We start from the raw sequence: 22,001 nt of genomic DNA on the forward strand, positions 1-22,001 counted from the left end.
GATACAGGGGCGTCGCCAAGCGGTAAGGCAGCAGGTTTTGATCCTGCCATGCGTTGGTTCGAATCCAGCCGCCCCTGCCATTAACCCACAGGGTTACACGTACAGCGTCAACGAACACATTGCTCCGCAAGTTGTAAGCTACAGGGGCGTCGCCAAGCGGTAAGGCAGCAGGTTTTGATCCTGCCATGCGTTGGTTCGAATCCAGCCGCCCCTGCCATTTTCTTCTGGCTCAACCGGGCCTACCCTCAAGCCGACACAGGTACCGCAGCGTGTCCAAAATGATGGTTTTCACGGGGAACGCCAACCCCGATCTGGCACGCCGTGTCGTACGGCAGCTGCACATCCCCCTCGGTGACGTTTCTGTCGGCAAGTTCTCCGACGGCGAAATCAGTGTCGAAATCAACGAAAACGTCCGTGGTAAGGACGTCTTCCTGATTCAACCGACCTGCGCACCGACCAACGACAACCTGATGGAACTGGTGGTGATGGCCGATGCCTTCCGCCGCTCCTCGGCGACTCGTATCACGGCCGTCATCCCCTACTTCGGTTACGCCCGCCAGGATCGCCGTCCGCGTTCCGCCCGCGTGGCCATCAGCGCCAAAGTCGTTGCCGACATGCTGACCGTCGTAGGCGTCAACCGCGTACTCACCGTTGACCTGCACGCCGACCAGATCCAGGGCTTCTTCGATATCCCCGTCGACAACATCTACGGCTCGCCCGTACTGGTCGACGACATCGAAGACCAGCGCTTCGAGAACCTGATGATCGTCTCCCCGGACATCGGTGGCGTGGTGCGTGCTCGCGCCGTCGCCAAGTCCCTGGGCGTCGACCTGGCCATCATCGACAAGCGTCGTCCGAAGGCCAACCAGTCCGAAGTCATGCACATCATCGGTGATGTCGAAGGCCGTACCTGCGTACTGGTCGACGACATGGTCGATACCGCCGGCACCCTCGGCCACGCCGCCAAGGCTCTGAAAGAGCACGGCGCCGCCAAGGTCATCGCCTATTGCACCCACCCGGTGCTGTCGGGCCGTGCCATCGAGAACATCGAGAATTCCGTACTGGACGAGCTGGTGGTGACCAACACCATCCCGCTGTCCGCTGCTGCGCAAGCCTGTGGCCGCATCCGCCAGCTGGACATCGCTCCGGTTGTCGCTGAAGCCATGCGCCGCATCAGCAATGAAGAATCGATCAGCGCCATGTTCCGCTAACGCGGGACAGAGCTGACGTAAAGCGCTCCGCCGTGTTGGCGGGGTTTTAACAAAATCGCCCGAACGCTGGTCGCAAGCGTCCGGGCGATCTTGTCATTTTGGAGATACTCAAATGGTTGACTTTGTACTCAATGCTCAAGAGCGTTCCGACCTGGGGAAAGGTGCGAGCCGCCGCCTGCGTCGTAACGCCGGCCTGATCCCGGCTGTGATCTACGGTGGCGAGAAAGCCCCGCAATCCGTCACCCTGGAACTGCGCGAAATCACCAAGCTGCTGGAAAACGAGGCTGCCTTCAGCCACGTGATCGCCCTGAACGTCGGTTCCGCCAAGGAAACCGTACTGATCAAGGCCCTGCAGCGTCACCCGTCCAAAGGCTTCGTCATGCACGCTGACTTCCAGCGCGTCGTTGCCGGCCAGAAGCTGTCCGCTCACGTTCCGCTGCACTTCATCAACGAAGCGACCGCTGTTGGCGTCAAGACCGGTGGTGGCGAGATCTCCCACGTGATCTCCGAAGTCGAAGTTTCCTGCCTGCCGAAAGACCTGCCGGAATTCATCGAAGTCGACCTGGCCCAAGTTGCTCTGGGTCAGATCGTTCACCTGTCCGACCTGAAACTGCCGAAAGGCGTAGAGCTGGTGCAACTGGCCCACGGTAACGACCTGGCCGTCGCCAACATCCACGCTTCCCGCGTTGTGAAAGAAGAAGGTGAAGGCGAAGCTGCCGAGTAATTTCGCGCACCATTGCCTTTAAGGAAGGGGCCCCCGTCGTGACTGCCGTACAACTGATCGTTGGCCTGGGAAATCCAGGCCCTGAATACGACCAGACCCGGCATAACGCGGGGGCCCTTTTCGTTGAGCGACTGGCGGACGCGCAACGCGCGAACCTGTCTCTCGACAAGAAGTACTTCGGCCTGGTCGGCAAGTTCAGCCACAAGGGCCGCGACGTTCGTCTGCTCATCCCCACCACCTACATGAACCGCAGCGGCCAGGCCGTGGCGGCGCTCGCCGGATTCTTCCGCATTCCGGTCGAAGCCATCCTGGTGGCCCACGACGAACTCGACATGCCCCCCGGCGTCGCCAAGCTCAAGAAGGGTGGCGGACACGGCGGGCACAACGGGCTTCGCGATATCATCGCCCAGCTCGGCAACCAGAACGGTTTCCATCGCCTGCGGCTTGGCATCGGCCATCCGGGGCACAGCAGCCTGGTCTCCGGCTTCGTCCTCGGCCGCGCTCCGCGCTCCGAGCAGGAACTGCTCGATACCAGCATCGACTCCGCCCTCGGCGTGCTGCCGGAAATGCTCGACGGGGACTGGACCCGCGCGATGCAGAAGCTGCACAGCCAGAAGGCCTGATCACACCTCTATTTCCGCCACGTGGCGCGAGGAACCTAGCATGGGATTCAACTGCGGCATCGTCGGCCTGCCCAACGTCGGCAAGTCCACCCTGTTCAACGCCCTGACCAAATCCGGCATCGCGGCGGAAAACTTCCCCTTCTGCACCATCGAGCCGAACAGCGGCATCGTCCCGATGCCCGACGCCCGCCTCGATGCGCTGGCCGAGATCGTCAAGCCCGAGCGCGTGATCCCGACCACCATGGAGTTCGTCGATATCGCCGGCCTGGTCGCCGGTGCGTCCAAGGGTGAAGGCCTGGGCAACAAGTTCCTCGCCAACATCCGCGAGACCGACGCCATCGCCCACGTCGTGCGCTGCTTCGAGGACGAGAACGTCATCCACGTCTCCAACAGCGTCGACCCCAAGCGTGACATCGAGATCATCGACCTCGAACTGATCTTCGCCGACCTCGACAGCTGCGAGAAGCAACTGCAGAAGGTCGCGCGCAACGCCAAGGGCGGCGACAAGGAAGCCCTGGTGCAGAAAGCCCTGCTGGAAAAGCTCATCCCCCACTTCACCGAAGGCAAACCCGCCCGCTCGCTGATGAAGAACATGGGTGATGACGAGAAGCGCGTCGTCCGCGGCTTCCACCTGCTGACCAGCAAGCCGGTCATGTACATCGCCAACGTCGCCGAAGACGGCTTCGAGAACAACCCGCACCTGGACGTCGTGCGCGCCATCGCCGAAGAAGAAGGCGCCATGGTCGTGCCGGTGTGCAACAAGATCGAAGCCGAGATCGCCGAGCTGGACGACGGCGAAGAGAAGGACATGTTCCTCGAATCCCTCGGCCTCGAAGAGCCGGGCCTCAACCGCGTGATCCGCGCCGGCTACGAGCTGCTGCACCTGCAGACCTACTTCACCGCCGGTGTGAAGGAAGTCCGCGCCTGGACCGTCCGCGTCGGTGCCACTGCTCCGCAGGCCGCCGCCGTGATCCACACCGACTTCGAGAAAGGCTTCATCCGCGCCGAAGTCGTTGCCTACGACGACTTCATCCAGTTCAAGGGCGAACAGGGCGCGAAAGAAGCCGGCAAATGGCGCCTGGAAGGCAAGGAGTACATCGTCAAAGACGGCGACGTGATGCACTTCCGCTTCAACGTCTAAGCCCCTGCGATCCCCGAAAAGCCTCGGCCACCCGCCGGGGCTTTTTCTTATGTGCACCCTACCCCGCCGCTCATCGCGAAAATCTCTCGCGACCGGCTAAACGATTGATAGATCAGAACAATATTCAAGAAAAGGGGTTGACACCCCCCCTCGATCTGCGGAAAATGCGCGCCACTCGGCTACATAGCTCAGTCGGTTAGAGCGCAGCATTCATAATGCTGATGTCCCAGGTTCAAGTCCCGGTGTAGCCACCATACAAAACAAAGGGTTAGCGAAAGCTAGCCCTTTGTGCTTTCTGCGGTAGTGACTACGAAGTGACTACACCCTGTCTACTACCGCACCTCAGTACCTTTTCAACTCGCTCAAATCCTGAGCTTCGTTCGACTCTGCGAGCTACCGCCGTCCTTAGACGCAGGATTGCGGAGCTCCTCATGCGCTTTGATCACTAAATATAGTCGGTTCATCCTCTGTATATTCCAGGTGCGTCACCCTGATATTTCAGTTCCTCCTCTGAAAAGCATTGTTCTGATAGGAATTAAGGATTAAATGTAGGTCACTCTTTCCTAAGAGCGCCCACAGGAAGTGCAAACCGATAAAGCCCGGCAGACTAGCCGGGCTTTTTCATTTTCGCCTTTTAATTCCCACTCAAAAAATCAGAGTGAGCCACAAATGCCAAACCTAAAACACATAGCAATACTTATCAGCGCACTGTGTATCAGCGAAACATCTAACGCGGAGAGCTTTTGGGGAGCCCCCTATCGTCACTCTGGATATATGTTCAACGGCCCCTGGCTGACAACTAAAGACGCGATCAATGCATGGTGGCAGTCTTATCAAAACGTCTGGCACATGCCAAATTGCAGCTTTGTAAGAGAGGTTTACTACCCATCAGATGCTAACAATGGTCAAGTCTACAACTTGATCCTCGGGAACGGCTGTGGTGGCGGGGACGGCATATTCGCTACAAAACGAGACTATCTGCCCGAGAAAAACTTTGGACCAGCACAAATGTGCGCGTCAGGCGGCAATCCGATCAATGCCTTGACCGGCACGAAGTATCAAGAAGCTGAAGATCCAATTTCTCCATCACTACGATTTCGCCGATACTTCAACGGCAGTGATGTCGTAGCTGCAGGCAATATGGGAAAGTCCTGGAGGCATGAATACTCCTACCAGCTTGCATACTTCAAGGAAACAATTTCGGAATCTGCAGTTCTCTTCAGACCTAACGGCCTACAAATGGGATTCCGCACCGTCGGCGACCAATGGATCCCAGATATTGGCTCTAAAGGATCCTTAACCTCACAAAAAGACCCTGCAGGAAATGTGATTGGCTTGACCTATCTTGATCCTGAGAGCGGCAACAAAGAGCGCTATTCGACCGACGGAAATATTCAATCAATCACTAACAACTTGAGCAGAGCACTTAGCTTTGAATATAGCGACAACTCGACCCCTGGCAGCGTAGCCCCGAGCCTGGGACTGCTCATCAAGATCAGCGACGACCTGGGGCATTCCATCAGCTTCACCTACAATCAAGACAAGAACATAGCCAAAGCAACAAATGATTCCGGGGAAAACATCAATTACGGATACGACACGACTGGCAACCTGATTGCCGTCCACTATCCGGATAATACTTCCATGCAGTACCTGTATAACGAGCCGTCCATGGTTGCTGTTGGTACGCCTAATAGCCTGACAGGGATCATTGATCGAAATGGAGTTCGGTTCGCATCCTGGACGTACGACCAGCTTGGCAGAGGTTTGTCCAGCGAACATGCGGGAAGCGCAGAACGAGTGACTTTGGCTTACAACGCTGATGGGTCCACTACGATCACCAACGAATATGGCAAAAAAGCCGTATACCGTTATGAAGTGTTGCAAGGCAAAAAACTCCTAACCTCGCTTGAGGGAGAGCCCACCCCAAACTGCCCTGCAAGTAACTCCACCTTCACCTACGACACCCAAGGGCTTCTAAAAACCAAAACCGACGCCAAAGGCAACCTCACCACCTACGACTACAACGACCGCGGCCTCGAAACCAGCCGCACCGAAGCCTCCGGCACCGCGCAGGCTCGCACCATCGCCACCGAGTGGCACCCGACGCTCTACCTGAAAACCAAGGTCACCGAACCCGACCGCATCACCACCTACCAGTACGACGCCCAGGGCCGCCAGACCGGTCAGACCGTCACCTCCCGCTAACGCCAAGGAAGTCATCATGCAGGTACATCCCATGTACAGGCTGGGCGCGCTCGCCCTTGCCTGCGGCCTCGCTATGTCCGCAACAGCGGCCGAGCGCAGCTGGAATTACACCTACACCGCCCAGGGACTGATCGAAACCGCCGACGGCCCGCGCACTGACGTGCAGGACGTCACCCACTACACCTACGACGCCAAGGGCAACCTCACCAAGGTCGCCAACGCCCTGGGGCAGGAAACCCTGCTCGGCAACTATGACGAGCGCGGCAACCCCGGCTCCGTCACCGACGCCAACGGCGTGGTCAGCACCCTGACCTACAGCGGCGTCGATCCCAAGCTGGCCAGCATCACCACCGACGGCAGCACCACCAGCTTCGAGCACGATGCAGTCGGCCAACTGACCAGGATCACCCGCGCCGACGGCAGCTGGCTGCAATACACCTACGACCCGGCGCGCCGCCTCACCGCGATCACCAACAACCTTGGCGAGCGCGTGGAGTACGACGTCGACGTCGCCGGCAAACGCACTGCCCAGCGCCTGAAAGACGCCACCGGCACCCTCAAGCAACAACAGAGCTGGGTGTATGACGAACTGGGCCGCCTGCTGCGCTCGGTCGGCGCGGGTGCGCAGACCGATCACTACCAGTACGACCTCAACGACAACCCCACCGGCCACACCAACCCGCGCCAGTTCAGCAACTCCAGCAGCTTCGATGCCCTGGATCGTCTGGTCGGCCAGACCGACGCACTGAATGGCGTCACCCAGCTGGGCTACGACGCCCAGGACAACCTCACCCAGGTGCAGGACCCGCGCGGCGTCACCACCCGCTACGAGTACGACGGCCTGGGCAACCTGACCAAGCTGATCAGCCCGGACAGCGGTACCAGCACCTTCGAATACGACGCTGCTGGCAACGTCACCCAACAGACCGATGCCCGGGGCGTGGTCGTCACCTTCAGCTACGACGCGCTGAATCGTCTGACTGCGCGCCACTACCCGGCCACGCCGGCACTGGACGCGACCTACAGCTACGACGCCACAGCGAACGGCAACGTAGGCATCGGCCGCCTCACCGCGATCCAGGATGGCAGCGGCACCCTCGCCTATCGCTACGACGCCCGCGGCAACCTGATCGAGCAGGCGCGCAGCCTCAGCGTCAACGGCCAGACCCTGGCAGACAGCGTGACCTTCCAGTACGACGCCGCTGACCAACTGGTGGGCATCGGCTACCCAGGCGCCGTGCAGGTGGGCTACCCGCGCAACACCGGCGGGCAAGTCAGCAGCGTGACGCTGGCCCTGGAAGGTGGCAGCCCCGGTAACCTCGCCAGCGGCATCAGCTACCTGCCGTTCGGCCCGCTGCAGCAGCTGACCTGGGCCAACGGCATCCAGCTCAAGCGCGAGTACGACCAGGACTACCAACTGACCCGCCAGGACGTCGGCCCGTGGCGCAACGACTACCAGCGCGACGCCAACGGCAACATCACCGAGCTGGCCAACAATCTCTGGGGCACCCTGACCTACGGCTATGACGCCCTGGACCGGCTGACCAGCGAGAACAGCGCCAACCAGCAACGCAGCTACACCTATGACGCGGTAGGCAACCGCACCCAGCGGCAGCAAACCGAAAACGGCACCACCGCGACCACCACCTACCAGTACGCCAGCGACAGCAACCGCCTGACCGCCATCGACAACCAGGCCGTCACCAGCGACGCCGCCGGCAACCTGACCCAGGACCGCGCCAGCCGCCTGCTCGGCTACGACGCCCAGAACCGCCTGGCCAGCGTGAAGGTCAATGGCCAGCAGGTCGCCGAGTATCGCTACAACAGCCTCGGCCAGCGCATCGCCAAGCTCACCGGCCAGGGCTTTACCACCTACCTGTACGGCCCCGACGGTCAGCTGCTGGCGGAGCAGGACTACAGCAGCGCCGGCACCGCCCTGCGCAGCCAGGCCTACCTGTGGCTGGACAGCATGCCGCTGGCCAGCGTGGAGACCCAAGGCAGCAGTTCGCCGCGGGTGATCTACCTGCACAGCGACCACCTGAACACGCCCCGCCTGGCCACTTCAGCGAACCAGCAGATCATCTGGCAGTGGCAGTCGGATGCATTCGGCAATGGCGCTCCGAATCAGGATCCGCAAGGTACTGGGCAGCAGGCGATACTCAATCTACGTTTTCCGGGACAATATTTCGACTTAGAGAGCAGTTTGCACTATAACTACCTCCGCGATTACGACCCACAAACAGGACGATACATCGAAAGTGACCCGCTTGGTTTGGATTACAAGTCTCTTGATCCGGGAGTCGAGCTAGCTGAAGGGCTTGGACTAGTAAATTACTCATCGCAATCTGAGTACATGAACAAGCTTTATCACTATACAGAAAACAACCCTATCAATTTTTTCGACATTGACGGGCTTGTCCGAGACAAATATAAAAAACCTGAAAACCCAAACAAAAGAAAAGGTGCAGATGAAAGGCAAAAGTCTGGGGAGCGTGAACGAAATGTCGGGCACCCTGAAGGTGAAGAGCATTCGCGACGCCCCAAAGGCGGAATTAGGATGCGAATGCCAATCCCGTTTATGCTTAACCCATGCCTAGTCATCCCGACTCTCTGCAATCCTAATTGGCCGTATGGCGATGACCAGAACTGTTAGTAGGTGAGATATGACCGATCCATTCATAGAAATTCATGAGCTATTGCGCGGCAAGGATTATGAAACCGCGTTCAACAGGCTATACAATAAAAATACAAATTCCATAAGCGAGGAATTCAAGGAGGACTACAACCATGCGTGGTACATAATTGGAGACATATTCTTTAAATCCTCCAACTATGAAATGGCGATACACTCATTCAAGAAGGCATTAGAAAGCCGGATTGACGACATTGAAGCCTACCGCGCCCTGGCCAATAGTTACTCCGCAATTGGAGCCCCTGAGAAGTCATGTGAGCAGCTTAATACGGCACTTCAATTTTCTCCAAACGACCCAATTCTTAATTACAACCTAGGGAATGCGTTCTTCGATATTGGGGACTACAAAAAAGCCATAAAAGCATACGAGAAGGTTCCTCATGACCAAGGAGAGATTTACACACTAGCCCAAGAAAATATCAAGAGATCGAAAGATCTAGTCTCTTAAAATGACTCGGGGCGTTTCAATAGCGCCCCTCTTTAATTGCCGAAAGAATTCATCTGAGCAATTGGAGATAAGCGCAGGGCCGACTCCAAATGCTCCGGCGACAAATGCGCATACCGCATCGTCATCGTGATCGACGAGTGCCCCAGGATCCGCTGCAGCGTGAGGATGTCCCCTCCTCCCATCATGTAATGGCTGGCGAAGGTGTGGCGGAGAATGTGGGTCAGTTGGCCCGGCGTCTGGAATCCACAGCGCTCATAGGCGCAATGGAAGGCGGCGCGGCATGACATGAACAGGCGGCCGGTTCCCGGCATGCCCACCTTGAACATCAGTTGCTCCAGCTCGGCCGGGATCGGCACTGAGCGGCTCTGACGGTTTTTGGTCCGGTGGTAGTGGACCTTTCCCCCATGCACGGCCCCACGGGCGATGCTCTCGGCCTCTTCCCAGCGGGCACCTGTAGCGAGGCATAGGAGAGCGACCGGGTACGTGTGGTTGTTCGTGCTGGCCTTGCACTCCTCGAGGAGCTGGCCGACCTGATCCAGGGTGAGGAAGGTCAGTTCGACCTGATCGGTTTTGATCTGCCGGACGTTGGCCAGCGGGTTTGCCTTGTGCCACGAACCGAGGCGGATCAGCTCGGAGAAGATCGCCGACAGGTAGCGCTGTTCGTGGTTTACCGTCTCCGGTTTCACCTCGGTCAGTCGACGTTGGCGATAGCGTGCCCAGGCAAGCGAATCGAACTCGAAGGCCTGCGGATCTCCGAGGCGTTCGGCCAATGCTTGGCAGCGTGCCAAACGCTGTTTGCCGTCCTTCAGGGTGCAGCCGTGGAGGTCGTACCAGACCTTCACCAGATCCGAGAGGCGATCATCCAGCGGGCGGCCAGTCTCGCCCAGGACGGTGAAGAAGTCCTGCTCGTAGCGAATGGCTGCAGACTTGGTAGCGAAGCCTTTCTTGCGGATCCTGCGACCGGAACGACCGTTCTCGTAGAAGTCAGCCGTCCACGTTTTCCCATCCTTGCGCGCGGTCATATCGCGTAGCCCCGCCTGATGTATCGATCGTTGATCAGTCCGATGACGTGCTTTTCGAGGTCGCGAGTGCTGTAGCCCTTGGCGGTGTAGTGGTCTTCGATCACGTGCCAGAAGGGAAGCGTTCTCCCGACCTCAAGCGCTTTTTTTGGCGGGATGCGCTCCCGTGCGATCAGGCTGGCGAACTGTCCCAGGAACATCTCGCAGTTCTTGCCGGAGAAGCCCTGAGCGGTCTTGTAGTAGCGGCGGTACTCGGTGCGTTCGATGAGCGGATCGGCTTCCACCTGCACCTGGGTGTCGAGGCTGATCAGCGACCAGAAGGCGTCGAAGATCCCTTCCCGGGAAATCAGCTTGTAGTTGTCGCAGGCGTACTGCCAGAGGCCCTGCAGGTGCGGGCAAAGGCCCTCATAGGTGCGGCAGCCGATCACCTCGCCAGAGGTCATCGTGGAACCTTCGGAGAACTGCTGGATGATGGAGTGGTGATAGCGGAACTCGATACGCCACACGGTTTCCAGCGGGTTGAAGGCGGGCTCACCATCGCCGAACGGATCGCCGTTCAGGGATGCCCACACGGACTCCCAGTAGTCGAGTTTGTCGGTCGCTCTCGCCTGCAGCGTCTTGTTGTACAGGCACATCTGCAGGCCGTTAGCCGAGCCGAACATGAAGGTCTCGCCACGCCCGTAAACCGAGGCGTTGCCGTCGTACTCGATGCGGTCAATGCCGCTGATCTGGCGCACACGGCGGGAGCGGCAGTGCATGCGGTCCACGAAGTCTGCAGGCGGGGTCCAACCCTGGACGTCTAGGGCGATATGGACGGCGCACTGGTTCACTTCGAAGGCTGAGAGCACTCCGGCGGCCAGGTCATCCATTACGCCCTGCAGGATCTTCGGATCGGCATCATCCAGGGCGTGTGGAGAAACTTCGATCTTGAGGTGCGGGCCGATGTTTTCCAGCTTCACGTTATGGTTCTTGATCAGCAGGATCAGGCCCATGTCGGCGTTCTGCAGGCGGTACTGGTAGCCCGAGTCGCGACCGATGCGGCCCTTGGCCCACTTGTAGCCGGCGAAGTTGACGAGATCCTCGGGCTCATCGAACAGCGCCATGACCTCCGGGCGGATCATGCCGTTGTACAGCTGCCGCACGGTATCGACGCCACAACGCAGCAGGCGAACAGCCGACAGGTCGGCGAATCTGCCGTTGCTCGGGTCCATGAAAATCCGTCCTTCGGACGACTCATAAAAATCCCCGTTCTCCTTGAGGATCAGGCGGAGGGGGTGAACTGCCTTTTTCATTCTTTCGTACCTTCAATGAGGTTTATTGAGGTGCTTACTCGTTAGCTATCCGACGTGTTACAGGGTCGTCGGCCGCGCCGCCGGCCTACCGCTCGTGCCTTACGCTCTCGGCCGGCGGCGCGGCTCGCCAATTCAAAAGGGAAACGCCGCCATCGGCTGAACCAGCTGCAACGCGCTGAAGAATCCGAGCGCAAAGGCGAGTACGAGCAGTCCGAGGGCATTGATCAGTCCGGGGATGTTCATTGCTTCCTCCAGGGCCGTGAGGCGTATTCGCTGTCGGGTACCACGACCACCTGTTGAGGAGGCGTTGGTGGACTGCTGGCGGGAGATATCGCAGCGGTAAGCGGGGCGTTGGAGGTCGTTGGTCTGGCCGCAGCTCCAGCGCAGGTAACGGTCTGCTTCCAGCGCTCGTACATCAGCTCGGCGATGCAGGCGCCCTTGCTGCGGACGGCGTAGCCGGAGCCGATCAGTTCCCAGCTGGTGAGGTCGAGCCGGCGGCCATCGAGGTCGACCAGGGCGAACATGTACTGGTCGCCTTTCTTCTTGCTGTAGAGGTGGGCGGTGATGGTGATGGAGCGGCCGGCGAAGGGGTGCGGATTCAGATCAGGAGGCGGATCAGCTGGCCGACCAGGTAGAGGCTGAGCAGGAACAGTCCCAGGCGCAGGAGGACGCGTCGAAGCAGCCACAGCAGCGGCTTGAGCAGGGGCCGCAGGACTGCCCGGAGCAGTCGCAGCAGCAGACGCGGCAGGGGCTTGAGCAGCATGCCCGCCGACGACCTTGAGAGGTCCCATATAGCTGACAAAGCCAATAGTGCAGGCCAGCAGTGCCAGTAGAAAAACCAGCTTAGGGGACCGGAGCAGGCTCTTGCCGGCTTTGGTGTCCTGGGTCTTGCCGGTGGCGGTGGACTGGTAGAGGGCGAAGGTCTGTTTCTTGATTCGCTTGTATTCGACGATGGTGCCGTCGGCGGGTGGTCGGTTGAGCTGGGCGTCATGCTGAGCCTCCTTGTAGCGGCCGGGGATGCCGATCACTGCGAGGTTGGAGTGCTTGTAGGCCATCTCGCAGGTCATGCGGATGTCGTCGCGGATGTAGCTGATGTTGGGGGTGGTGAGGACGATGTCCCAGTTGAAGTGGCGGTGCCGGGTCCAGGCGTCGAGCCAGCCCATGGGGCGGTCGGCGGCGTGGGCGGCTTCGGGGCCGCCGGGGTAGTCGAATTTTTCCAGGTCCTTTTCCCGCCAGGATTTGGGGAACAGCAGCTGGGTTTCGTCGAAGATCAGAAAGGCGCCCCGCGGCGCCCACTGGAACCAGCTGCGCATTTTGTCGAGGTCGGCGAGGGATTCGAGATCGAGGTTGATGATCTCGGCGCTGGCCGGCAGCTCGGGGAAGACGTCGTAGGCGCGCTCCAGGGTGAAGCCGCGGACGTTGGTGATGATGACGCGGCCTTCCTGCAGGGCCGGGACGGCGTCGTCCTGAATGGCGCCGGAGGTCTTGTAGGAGCCGTTGGGGCCGTGGTGGATCTTGATGGACATGGGTCACCTCCCGATGAAGGGCACGAAGCGCATGCAGAAGCGCGTGACGGCCGCGACGAAGATGATGTTGAGGGCCTGCGGGACGCCGAAGAACGTCAGCGCGGAGACGATGGGGGCCGGTAGTGCGCCGTACATCGAGCGCACCAGCTGGCCGACACCGAGGCTTTCGATGAGGTCGTTGGCGACGGTGAAACTGACGTCGATGAGCAGGAGGAAGGTCTGCAGGGCGCTGTACATCGCGGCCTTGGTGGCGACGACAAGGCCGTCCTTGACGAAGTCGTAGACGCCCTGGGCGAAGAAGTTCCAGATCCACTGGAAGAAGCCGATGATCTGATCGAGGAAGCCTGATAGCCATTCCATGAGGTCACTCCTTGAGGACGATGAGGGCGGCGATGACGGAGGCCATGAGCAGCAGCGCGAGCCGGAGGTTGATGAGCTGTTCGCCGTAGTCGGCGACGCAGAAGCGGTAGGACTTGCCCCAGACGCTGATGGAGTCGCAGGGCAGCTGGCCGCCGCCGGCGGAGAGGTTGAGGTCGAAGGCGCTTTTCATCTGATCGACGTTGGCCTTCACCTTGTCCTTGAGTTCTTTCTTGGCCTCTTCCAGGCGCTGGTCCCACTCTTCGTTGGCCTTGTCCCAGCTGCCGGACTCGGGGGCGTTCAGGCCGGACTCGGGGCCTTCGCCGCCGCCGCAGAGGTAGCCTTTGCGCGGGTCGCATTCGCCCTCGCCTTCGCCGTCGTCATCTCCTTCGCCGTCGCCACTGCCGCTGCCTGATCCGCTACCGGAGCCGCTTCCCGAGCCGCCACCGCTGTCGTCGTCATCCCAGCAGTCGCCCTCGATGTCGCAGGGTTCACCTGGGGTATCGTCGTCCTCGCCGTCGTCACCGCCCTCATCGTCGGCCGGGTCTTTCGTGCAGGCGCCGCCATCCCATGCCTGGCCGGCGGGGCAGCCGGGGTCGTCGGGGTCCGATGGCGGCGACGGGGTATCGGGGGTGTCGTCGGGGTTTGGGGGATCGCCGACGTCCGGGCCGGGGGCGTCTTCGCTGCTGCAGCGTTCGCCGTTGCTGGCCATCGTGTAGTTGCAGAAGCCGGTGTCGGCGGATCCGCTGAGGAGGTAGCAGGAGGCGGCCTTGCTGCTGGTGGAGATGTACAGGCAACTCGCGCTGCAGACGCTGGAGGGCGGGGTACTGAGGACGAGGACGCGGCCGGAGACGGTGGTGACGGGAGAGTCGGCGCCGCGGGTCAGCAGTTGCAGGCCGCTGTCGCAGGAGGGCGGTGCGACGCACAGGCCGGTAGCGTCCTGCTCCTGGCCTTCGGGGCAGGCGCAGCCATAGATGGTTTCACTGTAAACACGGCCACCGGAGCATGAGTCGCCATGTCGCCTGAAGTTGATAATGCCAACGTGTACGCCACTGTCCCGCCATCTCCATTTGCAGTAACCGGAGGTACCAGACGGGTTCATGACGAACTCGTACATTTCCTGGTTGCCGCCATCAACTACTGGCCCGAGATAGCAAGCCTCCATCGCCGTCTTGTAGCCGGTACGCGTCCTGCCATCGTCCCAGTTGTAATCCTCCGCCCCCGCCTGCCCCACAAACAGCACCACCAGCAGCCACACCCATTGCCTCACCATTGGAAATCTCCAGGCCAAAAAAAGCCCCCAACGGCGCACCGTGGGGGCTTCCGCTGTCGTGTCAGCGCGTCAGAAGAATTCGCCGCAGCGGTACCCGGTGATGAAGGCGCCGGCGAAGAACGCCCCCAACCACACCGACCACAGCACCGCTTACGCCTTGCGCAACATGCTGTAGATCAGGCCTGCGCAGGCGAGGATGACCAGGGCGCCGACGATGTAGCCGCCGATGCTGGACATGTCTTCCTTGCCTTCGGAGATGGCGGTTTCGACGCTGGAGATATCGATGACCTTGGCCCAGGCCGGAACGGAGGTGGCAACAGTCACGGCGCCGGCGATGCACAGGTTGCGGAAGGCGGTGACCGGGTTGATGGTTTGCAGTGCGTTCATAGGTAGTTCCTCTCTATCGGGCTTTACGGAGAAGTGACGCGACCCAGCCCGTCAGCAGGCCCGTCACGAAGGCTCCCAGGACGCCTGCAGCACCCACGCTGAAGGCCTCCAGGGAGAACCCGCCATTGGCCAGGAGCTCTACTGCTCCGGCGGCCTCGGGCGGTATCAGGTAGGCCTGTTGCCATTCGAACTGCTGGCAACGCATCAGGCCGTCCGCAGTGGACTCCCAACTGCTGCAGACCTGTACGGCAACAACGCCCATTCACTCGTCCTCCACGTCGTTCAGCTCGGTCAGCTCCAGGCAGTCCGGGCAGATGTGGCGGGTGGGTTCGGGCAGCAGAGCGGGGGCGACTGCCGGTTCGTTCCACAGGTGGCCGATGGCGCTGCCGCAGCGATCACAGAAGAGGTAGCCGTCCACGTTCATGTGCCCGTCTCCCGGTCAGTTCTTCGGCTGCTCGCCGGGCTTGTCAGCGGCAGGCTTGTCGCTGGTGGGCTGCGGCTGAGTCGGACGTTGGGTGGGCTGCTGTACAGAGGGCTGGCGGGGTTGCGTGGTGGCGTCCTTGCCCACGCTCAGGAGCTCGGTCAGCACCTGGGTATTGGTGGTGCGGCCGAAGCGGTCCTGTGTCGGGCGGACGACGCTGCCGAACTTGCACAGCAGCGGCTGGCCCTGGAAGACGATGCCGTCGAGCAGGCTCGGCTCGATGTTGTATTCGCTGATCTCGAAGCCCTTGGCGTTGCCGCGAGCGCCTTCGGGGATTGGGGAAATGGCCTGAACGCTGGCGTAGATTTCGCCGGTCTTGGTGGAGGTGTAGGTGTCGGTCTTGGTGACCCAGAGTTCGACTACGCCGCCGGTGGTGGCAAACATGTTCATGTGAAGCTCCTTTGCCTTTTTCGGGCATGAGTTGGCCCGCTGCTGCAATTTGGGCGCGTTGGTGGCCGTCATTCAGCGGGTGGGGTGGTGCCGTGGTTTGGGGTGTGGTGCGTGGTGGGAGCGAAGATCAACGTCGTAAGGGCGCTGCCCTTACCATCCCGCTCTCGCCGCCGAGGGCTCAGGAGCGCGGGGTGGTGGAGCTACCCCACCCTCCCGAGCTGAGGCTGTTCAGGGGGGAGCGCGGTCAAGGGTGCGCTTCGCCCGGCGCTCCGTTTGTCCGAACGGTAGAGCGTGTTCGGACAAGCCGGTGCGGCGGCCCCTGACCTGATTGGCCCAGGTGGGGCGGATGTGGCGAGCGGGGTATCGGCTCACCAGCAGCGCGACGGCGATGAAGGCGAGGCGGACGATCAGGTATGCGATGAACCTAGTGGACATGGTTCAGCCCTCCCACTCGAATGGCTGGTGAATGGGCACGAAGGGCGTGGGCCTGCCGCTGTCGTAGACAACGTGCCAGTACTGCGGCGGACGGCGCGCGGGCGTGTGTTTGTCGCAGGTATATCCCCGCTCCACACGATAGGTACTCGAAACCAGCCTCCAGGCACCGGAGACTCGACTCATGATCCCAACGACCGTGAATACTCGCGTAGGGCGGCACTGGGTGCATCGTGTGGACGGGCTGGAGTGATCCAGGGGCGAAGGGGTTTGCAGGATCCGGTTCGCGGCGCAGACAGAGCAGTCGCAGCCCGAAGAGTGGGGCTTGCCCAGGTAGGCATTGAAGAGGTTCATGGCTCATGCCCTCACCCCGCGCACTCGGTAGGCCTGCAAGGCGCGTTCACGGGTCAGGCTCCAGGAGCGAGGGGCTTCGGCTTCTGAGGGGAAGCCGGCGACGGTTTCGTTGATCCACTGCTCGCATTCGGCGCGCGAGGTGCCCTGATGCACGCGGTGCCAGCGACGACGGCGGGTAAGGCCATGGAAGGTGCACATCTCCACCAGATAGCGATTACTCATCGTCGTAATCCCCCTGGCAGAAGATCGACTTGCCCTTGTCGAGGTCGCGGCGGATTTTGTGGAGGTTGATGACGCGGCGGCGGCCAATCTTGGCGGTCGGCACGGTCCGGGTTTCGACCCAACCGCGCACCACGTCTTCCGTGATGTCCTCAAGGCCCAGCATCTGGGCGAATACCGCTTGGGAGCAGAACGGCGCAGTTCGGAAGTCAGTAACCTTTTCGACAGCTCCCGTGACCGTGAACCCCACTATTCCAGAATCTTCCATACGAACTCCCTATAATCGGGCCGGACGTTCCCAGCGCTTAGCTGGAGTAAAATTTACGCATGAGTAAAGGCTACCCCCGCAAATTGCGTGCGTAAAGGTTACTCTCCGTGAGAAAAGTCGATGGATTCTGTAAGAAATAGAGCGCTTCAACTGATCCGAACGCTTGGTCCTAAGCACCTCAGTGAGCTTGGCGGGAAGAACTACGATCGCTGGAGAAATATCAGTAGCGGCAAGATCAGGATTAGTACTGAGGAAGTCGGCATCTTGGCGGACGCATATCCTCATTACGCGCTTTGGCTGATATCGGGACGGACAGAACCCGAGAATGGGCACCGAAGCCCGGAGTATGACGAAGCTGATCGAAACTTGGCCGGACACGACGCGGGATAGAGATTACTCAGACGGTAGCTAGGCGCTGGTACGCCCGAGAGAAATCCGCCAGGAAGGAATGAAGCAGAAACACAGGCCACGCCTGCCACAGCTAGTAAGACGGTGAAGCGCATGACCAGGGAATAGGCGCCGCTTTCCGAACTTCAGTCTTTTCCGATTGACGCTGGATGCCACGGGCATATGGTCTGGCTAAGCCCCTATTTGCTAGGCCCAATCAACCTACAGCTACAAGGACGTGAATCAGATGAAAACCATACTGACCAGCCTTGCCATCCTGAGCTGCACCACCCTCGCATCCGCTGAAGAGAAAACCGCCCTAGCCGAAGCCGCCGAGGCGATGAAACCCATCATCGAAATCCCTGCGGACTACCTCCAGAAAAGCATCATGCAAAGCCTTGCCGGTGGTAAAGGACCACTAGCGGAAGGGGCCAGGCGAAACCTTACGATGCAGGCTCAACGCGACAGAGAAGCCTATAGAGGCGTGCGCAGACCCATGAGGGAGTGCATAAAGCCCGACAACGTCATTGATGATGACGTGAAGGAGTGCACAGAAGGAACTCGCGAGAAAACTTGGTGAGCATTCGGGTGAATCCGTTCACCCCTTTCCATTAGTTTACCGCACAGCCTCACGAACTTTCCGCGCGGCAACTTTACTTTCAAACTCAAGAACCTCTAGAGCCACAGCCTCAATATGATGGTTTGTATCAAAGGCAATCCAGTCAGAAGAATTCCCTTTTATTTCCCCATGACTGCATCTCAGAATCTGCGCATCCCCCCAACTAAGGCCAGGCATATAGTGGCCAGAATCAATAATAGTTTGAGCAAGATCATAGTACTGAGCGCCTTTCAAGCCTTCCTTGATAGGATATCCTCGAGCTATAAAGTATTCCTTTTCGATTGTATACCTAATCTTTCCGTTGGTACTTGAAGGGCCCCCAACGTCATTCGAATTAGGCCCGCGAATCCCGTAATCGGAGAAAACAACTGCTCTCGGACCGACCTCATTCAAAACCAAGTCTCGCCATACCAACATTTCTTTACGGAGCACTAAGCCCGTTGAATTCTGTTCTTTTACAGCATCTGAAATAAAAGCGGGCAACGAGCAACCAGAAACACTTATATCAATAAATCCCGCACGACGAAGAAGAGGAATAGCCTTTCCGGCAACTTCGAGAGTAGCTGGGACTGTATGTCGCTGCGAAGACAAATCTCCGAAATCAACCATGATCCGAGTTAGCCCCGGGTCTAGGGCAAGCACATCGCAAATCTCCTCCAATCTTGCGAAGAAAACATCTTCCTCAGACATCTCCTCTATCGTATCGCGATCAATTGGGAAACGAACAATGAACTCTCGCCCAGACTCTAACCGCATACCCTGCAACGCGTTGACATAGACCGGGTCGTCCCAGCGTACTATATCAACTACTGGACTTACCTTTACCCCCATAGACTCGAGCTGATTCCTCATAAAAGGAATAACGTGCTCACCACCCTCTGTTTGTGCATTGGTAGCCCAACGAGGTAAATCCAAGTATACAGACCGACCTTTACACGCTCGCGACATCTCAAACGTGATGGAATTAAGGAATGACTCCACAGGAGGAGAATGCCGCTCCAGCAATTCCATCCGACGTTTATCACTAAGCGGAGGCACATCAAACCACGGCTGTATAGCTCTCAACGCTCTATCCGAAAGCAAAGACACCGCTCTCAGTTCCCCTTCCTTCGCTTTCAGAATCGGAATGTATCTCGCGCTCATTTATACACCCTCAGGAGTATCTAGAAATAGCTTCCTCACTTCACCGCGCCCAAGCATATCCGTAAAAATCTGATAATTTTCACTTTCCCTTTGAATTCTTCCAACAATAATAGAAGGATGAATTCTTAGCTCTCGAGACAATTTGTCAATATTTTCTCGAGTTGGCGACAGCGAAACCTCGCTTCTCTTCCAAGAAACCCTAGGAATAAAAGCTTCTCGTGCCAACCTATTAGCCTCGGCCTCCCGACCATCATCAGACGAAGCGTCTAGGTCATCTAAAAACGTCTCTTCTCTTCCAATATGTTTCCAAATATGGGCAACTTCATGAAGAAGAGTGAACCAGAAATTATCTAAACGGTCATGTCTCAAAGTCAACGCAACAACCGGTGTTCCATCAGCATCCTTCAATGATGCTCCGTCCAGCATGGTCCCTTTTAAATGCGGCTCTACCACTACCACAATTCCATTTTTCTCTAAAAACTCTACAGCCAAGACAGGTCCATGCTCCGACCAACTCAACTGGGCCAGATCGCGCAAAAACGAACTAGATAGCGTACGTTCATCAAAAACACCTACGCGACCTTTTTTTTCCCTTGCCTTCTGAATGACTCGAACCAGCCATGCATAGAGGGCGTATTTTGTTGCCGGTGAATATGCATCCCCCAGCGGCGCTCGTTTAAATGCGGCCCCTCCAACACCCCAGCCAATCTGGGAAATAAAGTCCCTTACCGTTTCCTCGGTAGTTCGCGTAGCTTTTCCAACAATTTTTTGAATCCAACCTCTCGCAACCATTTCTTTGACTGGAAACTTAGTCCAATCAACGTCCTCTTTAGAGGAAGAATTTTCCGGCACTGAGACACCAACTAGAGTCTCAGCAGAAATCCCAAGCCCAACCGCCAAAGCCCTAATCATTGGAACTGTCAGAGGCCGCTTTCTTCCTAAAACCTCAGACACTCTACTTCTAGTACCAAAATAAGGAATCAAATCAGCTTGTTTATAACCTTTTTCCTGCATCCTAAATAGAATTGCATCGATCGGATCAGGAGCCTCTACTGGATGCTTCTTATCTTCGTATGCTTCCACTAGCACAGTAAGCAATTCAAGACGATCACTTTCTAGAGATCCTGGAGCAGGCTCTAACTCTATTAGCCTGCCAATCTCTTCGAGGTAAGCCGAATGCTGTTCCTCTGTTCGTATGACCTTAGTGTCCATTGCTTTCTTCTATAGTTATCAACGTCGTAATCAACGCCACTCGTTGAGGAAACGCTACGCGCACCTCAATCATGTAGTTTCCCGTCACGACACAAAATCTAAAAATCCCAGACGCGATCTGTTGCGCCTTCGGAAATTGGGCCAGCAAATCGGCAGAATCGTTCCACGATGCGTGAATCACTTCTGAAACCCAGCTGACAATCCATTTATCTAGTCCCTTGTCACGCCCCTTAAGCGGCCCGAGCTTGTCTCTTCCCAGCAGATGCATAGCTTAAATTCCCAATTTGGGATCAAATTACGCCGTCACGACTGAACAGTCAACAAAAATTCCCAATTTGGGAACAACGGCAATCCTTTACCATGGCTTATAGCCACTATACCCTCACGATGAGAAGGGCTAAGACGAGCACAAAAGTTGATTTGCGCAGCAGAGATAAGGTGAACTGCTCATCGAAATAGTTGTCTGGGGAGAGCACTGCAGGTGGCCATTTACCGCAGAAAATGGCTTCGACAGGTTCAAAAACACCCAGCGGTATGCCAACAGGGAGGAGCCGCAGCATCCGGCATAGCCTAGAAGCTCTGCTGTCCCTATCGACGCATAAACGCGCCAGTCCAAAAGACCCGAAATATGGTGCTCTATTTGAGAAATCACCCCATCGGGCTAAATGAGCTTTCAGCGGTGCAATATCGCTCCTTCATCTGGTAGCTCCAATCCGAGCGATCTTTGCCAGCACGAGCAGTCCAAGCGCGGCATTGCTCACGAAAATGCACCTTGGCTCCTTTTCGGCACTCACGATACTCAACGGAACCCCAGCCTTGGTTCCGGCAGACAGAGCCGCCATCAATAACGTTGTTAATAGCAACCCACTCAGCCAGATAGCTGCTTCCGCCATCCCAGCTCTTTATCCACTGCGAATTGCGCTCCTGGGTGTGATTTTGAGTTCTACCCTGCCGAGCTATCCGCCGATCCCGCTCAGCCTGAAACCGCGCTAAGTATTCTTGGGAAACCATGCCTTGAGGCTCAGCAGGCTTCTGCGAAGCGCGGGCCCGCGGTAGCTCGCCACCGTTTTGGCAACGAATCACTTCTTCATCAATGGCATTACGGCCATGCAGGCAATCGCGCAGTGTGCGTCGGCTGGAGGCTTCTGGGGCAGTTTGGCGATGGGCCACTTCAGGAGGAGGTGCCGGAAGAGTCCGAGGGTCTTCGGCGATCGGAATACTTTCTTCGACGGGCTCGGAAGCCAACAGTCGATCTACAAGTGATCGGAGCGATGGCCAAGTAAGAGCGAGAACCGCAAGGAGCACCATGCCGCCAAGCAAGTGCAGAGCGTTCCAACGGAAAGTCCTGGGACGCTTTCGAGCCCTTCCCTCTCGTTGACGCTCGCTACTTTCGCGGCGCATCCATTCACGGTCATCCAGTCCCATGATCCTTCCCTTCCGAGCATCCACACATGGCACGTGGCCATATCCGAAGCTAGCGCGAGACGCTAGTACCCGTAAAGTGGTCTGCTCCCCGCATCTGAGTACAGGGACTCACGCTAATTTTGCTGCCTGTTTGCGCCGCCGAAATTCCCTTGGGGATCGGTAGTTCAAGG

Annotated in this window: 24 protein-coding genes and 3 tRNA genes; 11 read left to right on the forward strand and 16 right to left on the reverse strand. The window is 58.3% G+C overall.

The window, feature by feature from the left end; all coding sequences use genetic code 11:
- Positions 1-5 precede the first annotated feature (5 nt).
- The 10 genes from HNP46_RS29710 to HNP46_RS29755 all read left to right on the forward strand — a co-directional run bounded on the left by HNP46_RS29710 (position 6) and on the right by HNP46_RS29755 (position 9,047).
- Positions 6-80: transfer RNA gene (locus tag HNP46_RS29710), tRNA-Gln, on the forward strand.
- A gap of 62 nt (positions 81-142) precedes the next feature.
- Positions 143-217: transfer RNA gene (locus HNP46_RS29715), tRNA-Gln, on the forward strand.
- A gap of 52 nt (positions 218-269) precedes the next feature.
- Complete coding sequence (locus HNP46_RS29720) at positions 270-1,211, forward strand: ribose-phosphate pyrophosphokinase (protein ID WP_015478849.1); 942 nt, start codon at positions 270-272, stop codon at positions 1,209-1,211.
- A gap of 112 nt (positions 1,212-1,323) precedes the next feature.
- Positions 1,324-1,935: a 50S ribosomal protein L25/general stress protein Ctc gene (locus HNP46_RS29725; RefSeq protein WP_184596305.1), complete on the forward strand. Its 612-nt coding sequence runs from the start codon at positions 1,324-1,326 to the stop codon at positions 1,933-1,935.
- 38 nt (positions 1,936-1,973) lie between these two features.
- Positions 1,974-2,558, forward strand: a complete 585-nt coding sequence (gene pth, locus HNP46_RS29730) for an aminoacyl-tRNA hydrolase (RefSeq protein WP_081516404.1) — start codon at positions 1,974-1,976, stop codon at positions 2,556-2,558.
- A 40-nt stretch (positions 2,559-2,598) separates the two neighbouring features.
- The gene (gene ychF / locus HNP46_RS29735) at positions 2,599-3,699 is read left to right on the forward strand and encodes a redox-regulated ATPase YchF (protein ID WP_184596307.1); all 1,101 of its coding nucleotides are present in this window, start codon (positions 2,599-2,601) and stop codon (positions 3,697-3,699) included.
- Between the two features lie 177 nt (positions 3,700-3,876).
- Positions 3,877-3,953 (forward strand) — tRNA-Met (locus HNP46_RS29740).
- Between the two features lie 328 nt (positions 3,954-4,281).
- Positions 4,282-5,907, forward strand: coding sequence for a DUF6531 domain-containing protein (locus HNP46_RS35690; protein WP_221455165.1), 1,626 nt, complete (start codon positions 4,282-4,284; stop codon positions 5,905-5,907).
- Between the two features lie 16 nt (positions 5,908-5,923).
- Positions 5,924-8,560: an RHS repeat-associated core domain-containing protein gene (locus tag HNP46_RS29750; RefSeq protein ID WP_260403305.1), complete on the forward strand. Its 2,637-nt coding sequence runs from the start codon at positions 5,924-5,926 to the stop codon at positions 8,558-8,560.
- 10 nt (positions 8,561-8,570) lie between these two features.
- Entirely contained in the window at positions 8,571-9,047 is a 477-nt protein-coding gene (locus tag HNP46_RS29755) for a tetratricopeptide repeat protein (RefSeq protein WP_184596309.1), read from the forward strand.
- 32 nt (positions 9,048-9,079) lie between these two features.
- Here HNP46_RS29755 and HNP46_RS29760 read toward each other — a convergent pair whose 3' ends face one another.
- From HNP46_RS29760 to HNP46_RS29815, 12 genes are all read right to left on the reverse strand, one after another.
- Entirely contained in the window at positions 9,080-10,069 is a 990-nt protein-coding gene (locus tag HNP46_RS29760) for a phage integrase (RefSeq protein ID WP_184596311.1), read from the reverse strand.
- Positions 10,066-11,358 (reverse strand): hypothetical protein, encoded by a 1,293-nt coding sequence (locus HNP46_RS29765; protein WP_184596313.1) that lies wholly within the window; start codon positions 11,356-11,358, stop codon positions 10,066-10,068. The genes HNP46_RS29760 and HNP46_RS29765 overlap by 4 nt, the downstream gene beginning before the upstream one ends.
- Before the next feature lie 239 nt (positions 11,359-11,597).
- Positions 11,598-12,884, reverse strand: a complete 1,287-nt coding sequence (locus tag HNP46_RS29770) for a zonular occludens toxin domain-containing protein (RefSeq protein WP_184596314.1) — start codon at positions 12,882-12,884, stop codon at positions 11,598-11,600.
- A 3-nt stretch (positions 12,885-12,887) separates the two neighbouring features.
- Positions 12,888-13,244, reverse strand: coding sequence for a DUF2523 family protein (locus tag HNP46_RS29775; RefSeq protein ID WP_184596316.1), 357 nt, complete (start codon positions 13,242-13,244; stop codon positions 12,888-12,890).
- A 4-nt stretch (positions 13,245-13,248) separates the two neighbouring features.
- Positions 13,249-14,514 (reverse strand): attachment protein, encoded by a 1,266-nt coding sequence (locus tag HNP46_RS29780; protein ID WP_260403306.1) that lies wholly within the window; start codon positions 14,512-14,514, stop codon positions 13,249-13,251.
- A 150-nt stretch (positions 14,515-14,664) separates the two neighbouring features.
- The gene (locus tag HNP46_RS29785) at positions 14,665-14,901 is read right to left on the reverse strand and encodes a major capsid protein (RefSeq protein ID WP_184596318.1); all 237 of its coding nucleotides are present in this window, start codon (positions 14,899-14,901) and stop codon (positions 14,665-14,667) included.
- A 13-nt stretch (positions 14,902-14,914) separates the two neighbouring features.
- Positions 14,915-15,163 (reverse strand): hypothetical protein, encoded by a 249-nt coding sequence (locus HNP46_RS29790; protein WP_184596320.1) that lies wholly within the window; start codon positions 15,161-15,163, stop codon positions 14,915-14,917.
- Positions 15,164-15,325, reverse strand: a complete 162-nt coding sequence (locus HNP46_RS29795; RefSeq protein WP_184596322.1) for a hypothetical protein — start codon at positions 15,323-15,325, stop codon at positions 15,164-15,166.
- A 15-nt stretch (positions 15,326-15,340) separates the two neighbouring features.
- Complete coding sequence (locus HNP46_RS29800; protein WP_184596323.1) at positions 15,341-15,772, reverse strand: DNA-binding protein; 432 nt, start codon at positions 15,770-15,772, stop codon at positions 15,341-15,343.
- 438 nt (positions 15,773-16,210) lie between these two features.
- Positions 16,211-16,558 (reverse strand): lysogeny maintenance protein PflM, encoded by a 348-nt coding sequence (pflM, locus tag HNP46_RS29805; protein ID WP_184596325.1) that lies wholly within the window; start codon positions 16,556-16,558, stop codon positions 16,211-16,213.
- A 3-nt stretch (positions 16,559-16,561) separates the two neighbouring features.
- The gene (locus HNP46_RS29810; RefSeq protein WP_184596328.1) at positions 16,562-16,780 is read right to left on the reverse strand and encodes a hypothetical protein; all 219 of its coding nucleotides are present in this window, start codon (positions 16,778-16,780) and stop codon (positions 16,562-16,564) included.
- On the reverse strand, positions 16,773-17,045 hold the full coding sequence (locus tag HNP46_RS29815; protein WP_184596329.1) for a DNA-binding protein: 273 nt from the start codon (positions 17,043-17,045) through the stop codon (positions 16,773-16,775). Before HNP46_RS29815 ends, HNP46_RS29810 begins: the two co-directional genes overlap by 8 nt.
- A 634-nt stretch (positions 17,046-17,679) precedes the next feature.
- Here HNP46_RS29815 and HNP46_RS29820 point away from each other — a divergent pair.
- Complete coding sequence (locus HNP46_RS29820; protein ID WP_184596331.1) at positions 17,680-18,012, forward strand: hypothetical protein; 333 nt, start codon at positions 17,680-17,682, stop codon at positions 18,010-18,012.
- A gap of 36 nt (positions 18,013-18,048) precedes the next feature.
- Here HNP46_RS29820 and HNP46_RS29825 read toward each other — a convergent pair whose 3' ends face one another.
- From HNP46_RS29825 to HNP46_RS29840, 4 genes are all read right to left on the reverse strand, one after another.
- Positions 18,049-19,194, reverse strand: a complete 1,146-nt coding sequence (locus HNP46_RS29825; protein WP_184596332.1) for a beta family protein — start codon at positions 19,192-19,194, stop codon at positions 18,049-18,051.
- Entirely contained in the window at positions 19,195-20,406 is a 1,212-nt protein-coding gene (locus HNP46_RS29830; RefSeq protein ID WP_184596339.1) for an ImmA/IrrE family metallo-endopeptidase, read from the reverse strand.
- Complete coding sequence (locus tag HNP46_RS29835) at positions 20,396-20,674, reverse strand: type II toxin-antitoxin system HigB family toxin (RefSeq protein ID WP_184596341.1); 279 nt, start codon at positions 20,672-20,674, stop codon at positions 20,396-20,398. Before HNP46_RS29835 ends, HNP46_RS29830 begins: the two co-directional genes overlap by 11 nt.
- Before the next feature lie 380 nt (positions 20,675-21,054).
- Entirely contained in the window at positions 21,055-21,831 is a 777-nt protein-coding gene (locus tag HNP46_RS29840) for a hypothetical protein (RefSeq protein WP_184596343.1), read from the reverse strand.
- Positions 21,832-22,001: the final 170 nt, after the last annotated feature.

This window comes from Pseudomonas nitroreducens (assembly GCF_014204515.1).
Classification (GTDB): domain Bacteria; phylum Pseudomonadota; class Gammaproteobacteria; order Pseudomonadales; family Pseudomonadaceae; genus Pseudomonas; species Pseudomonas nitritireducens_A.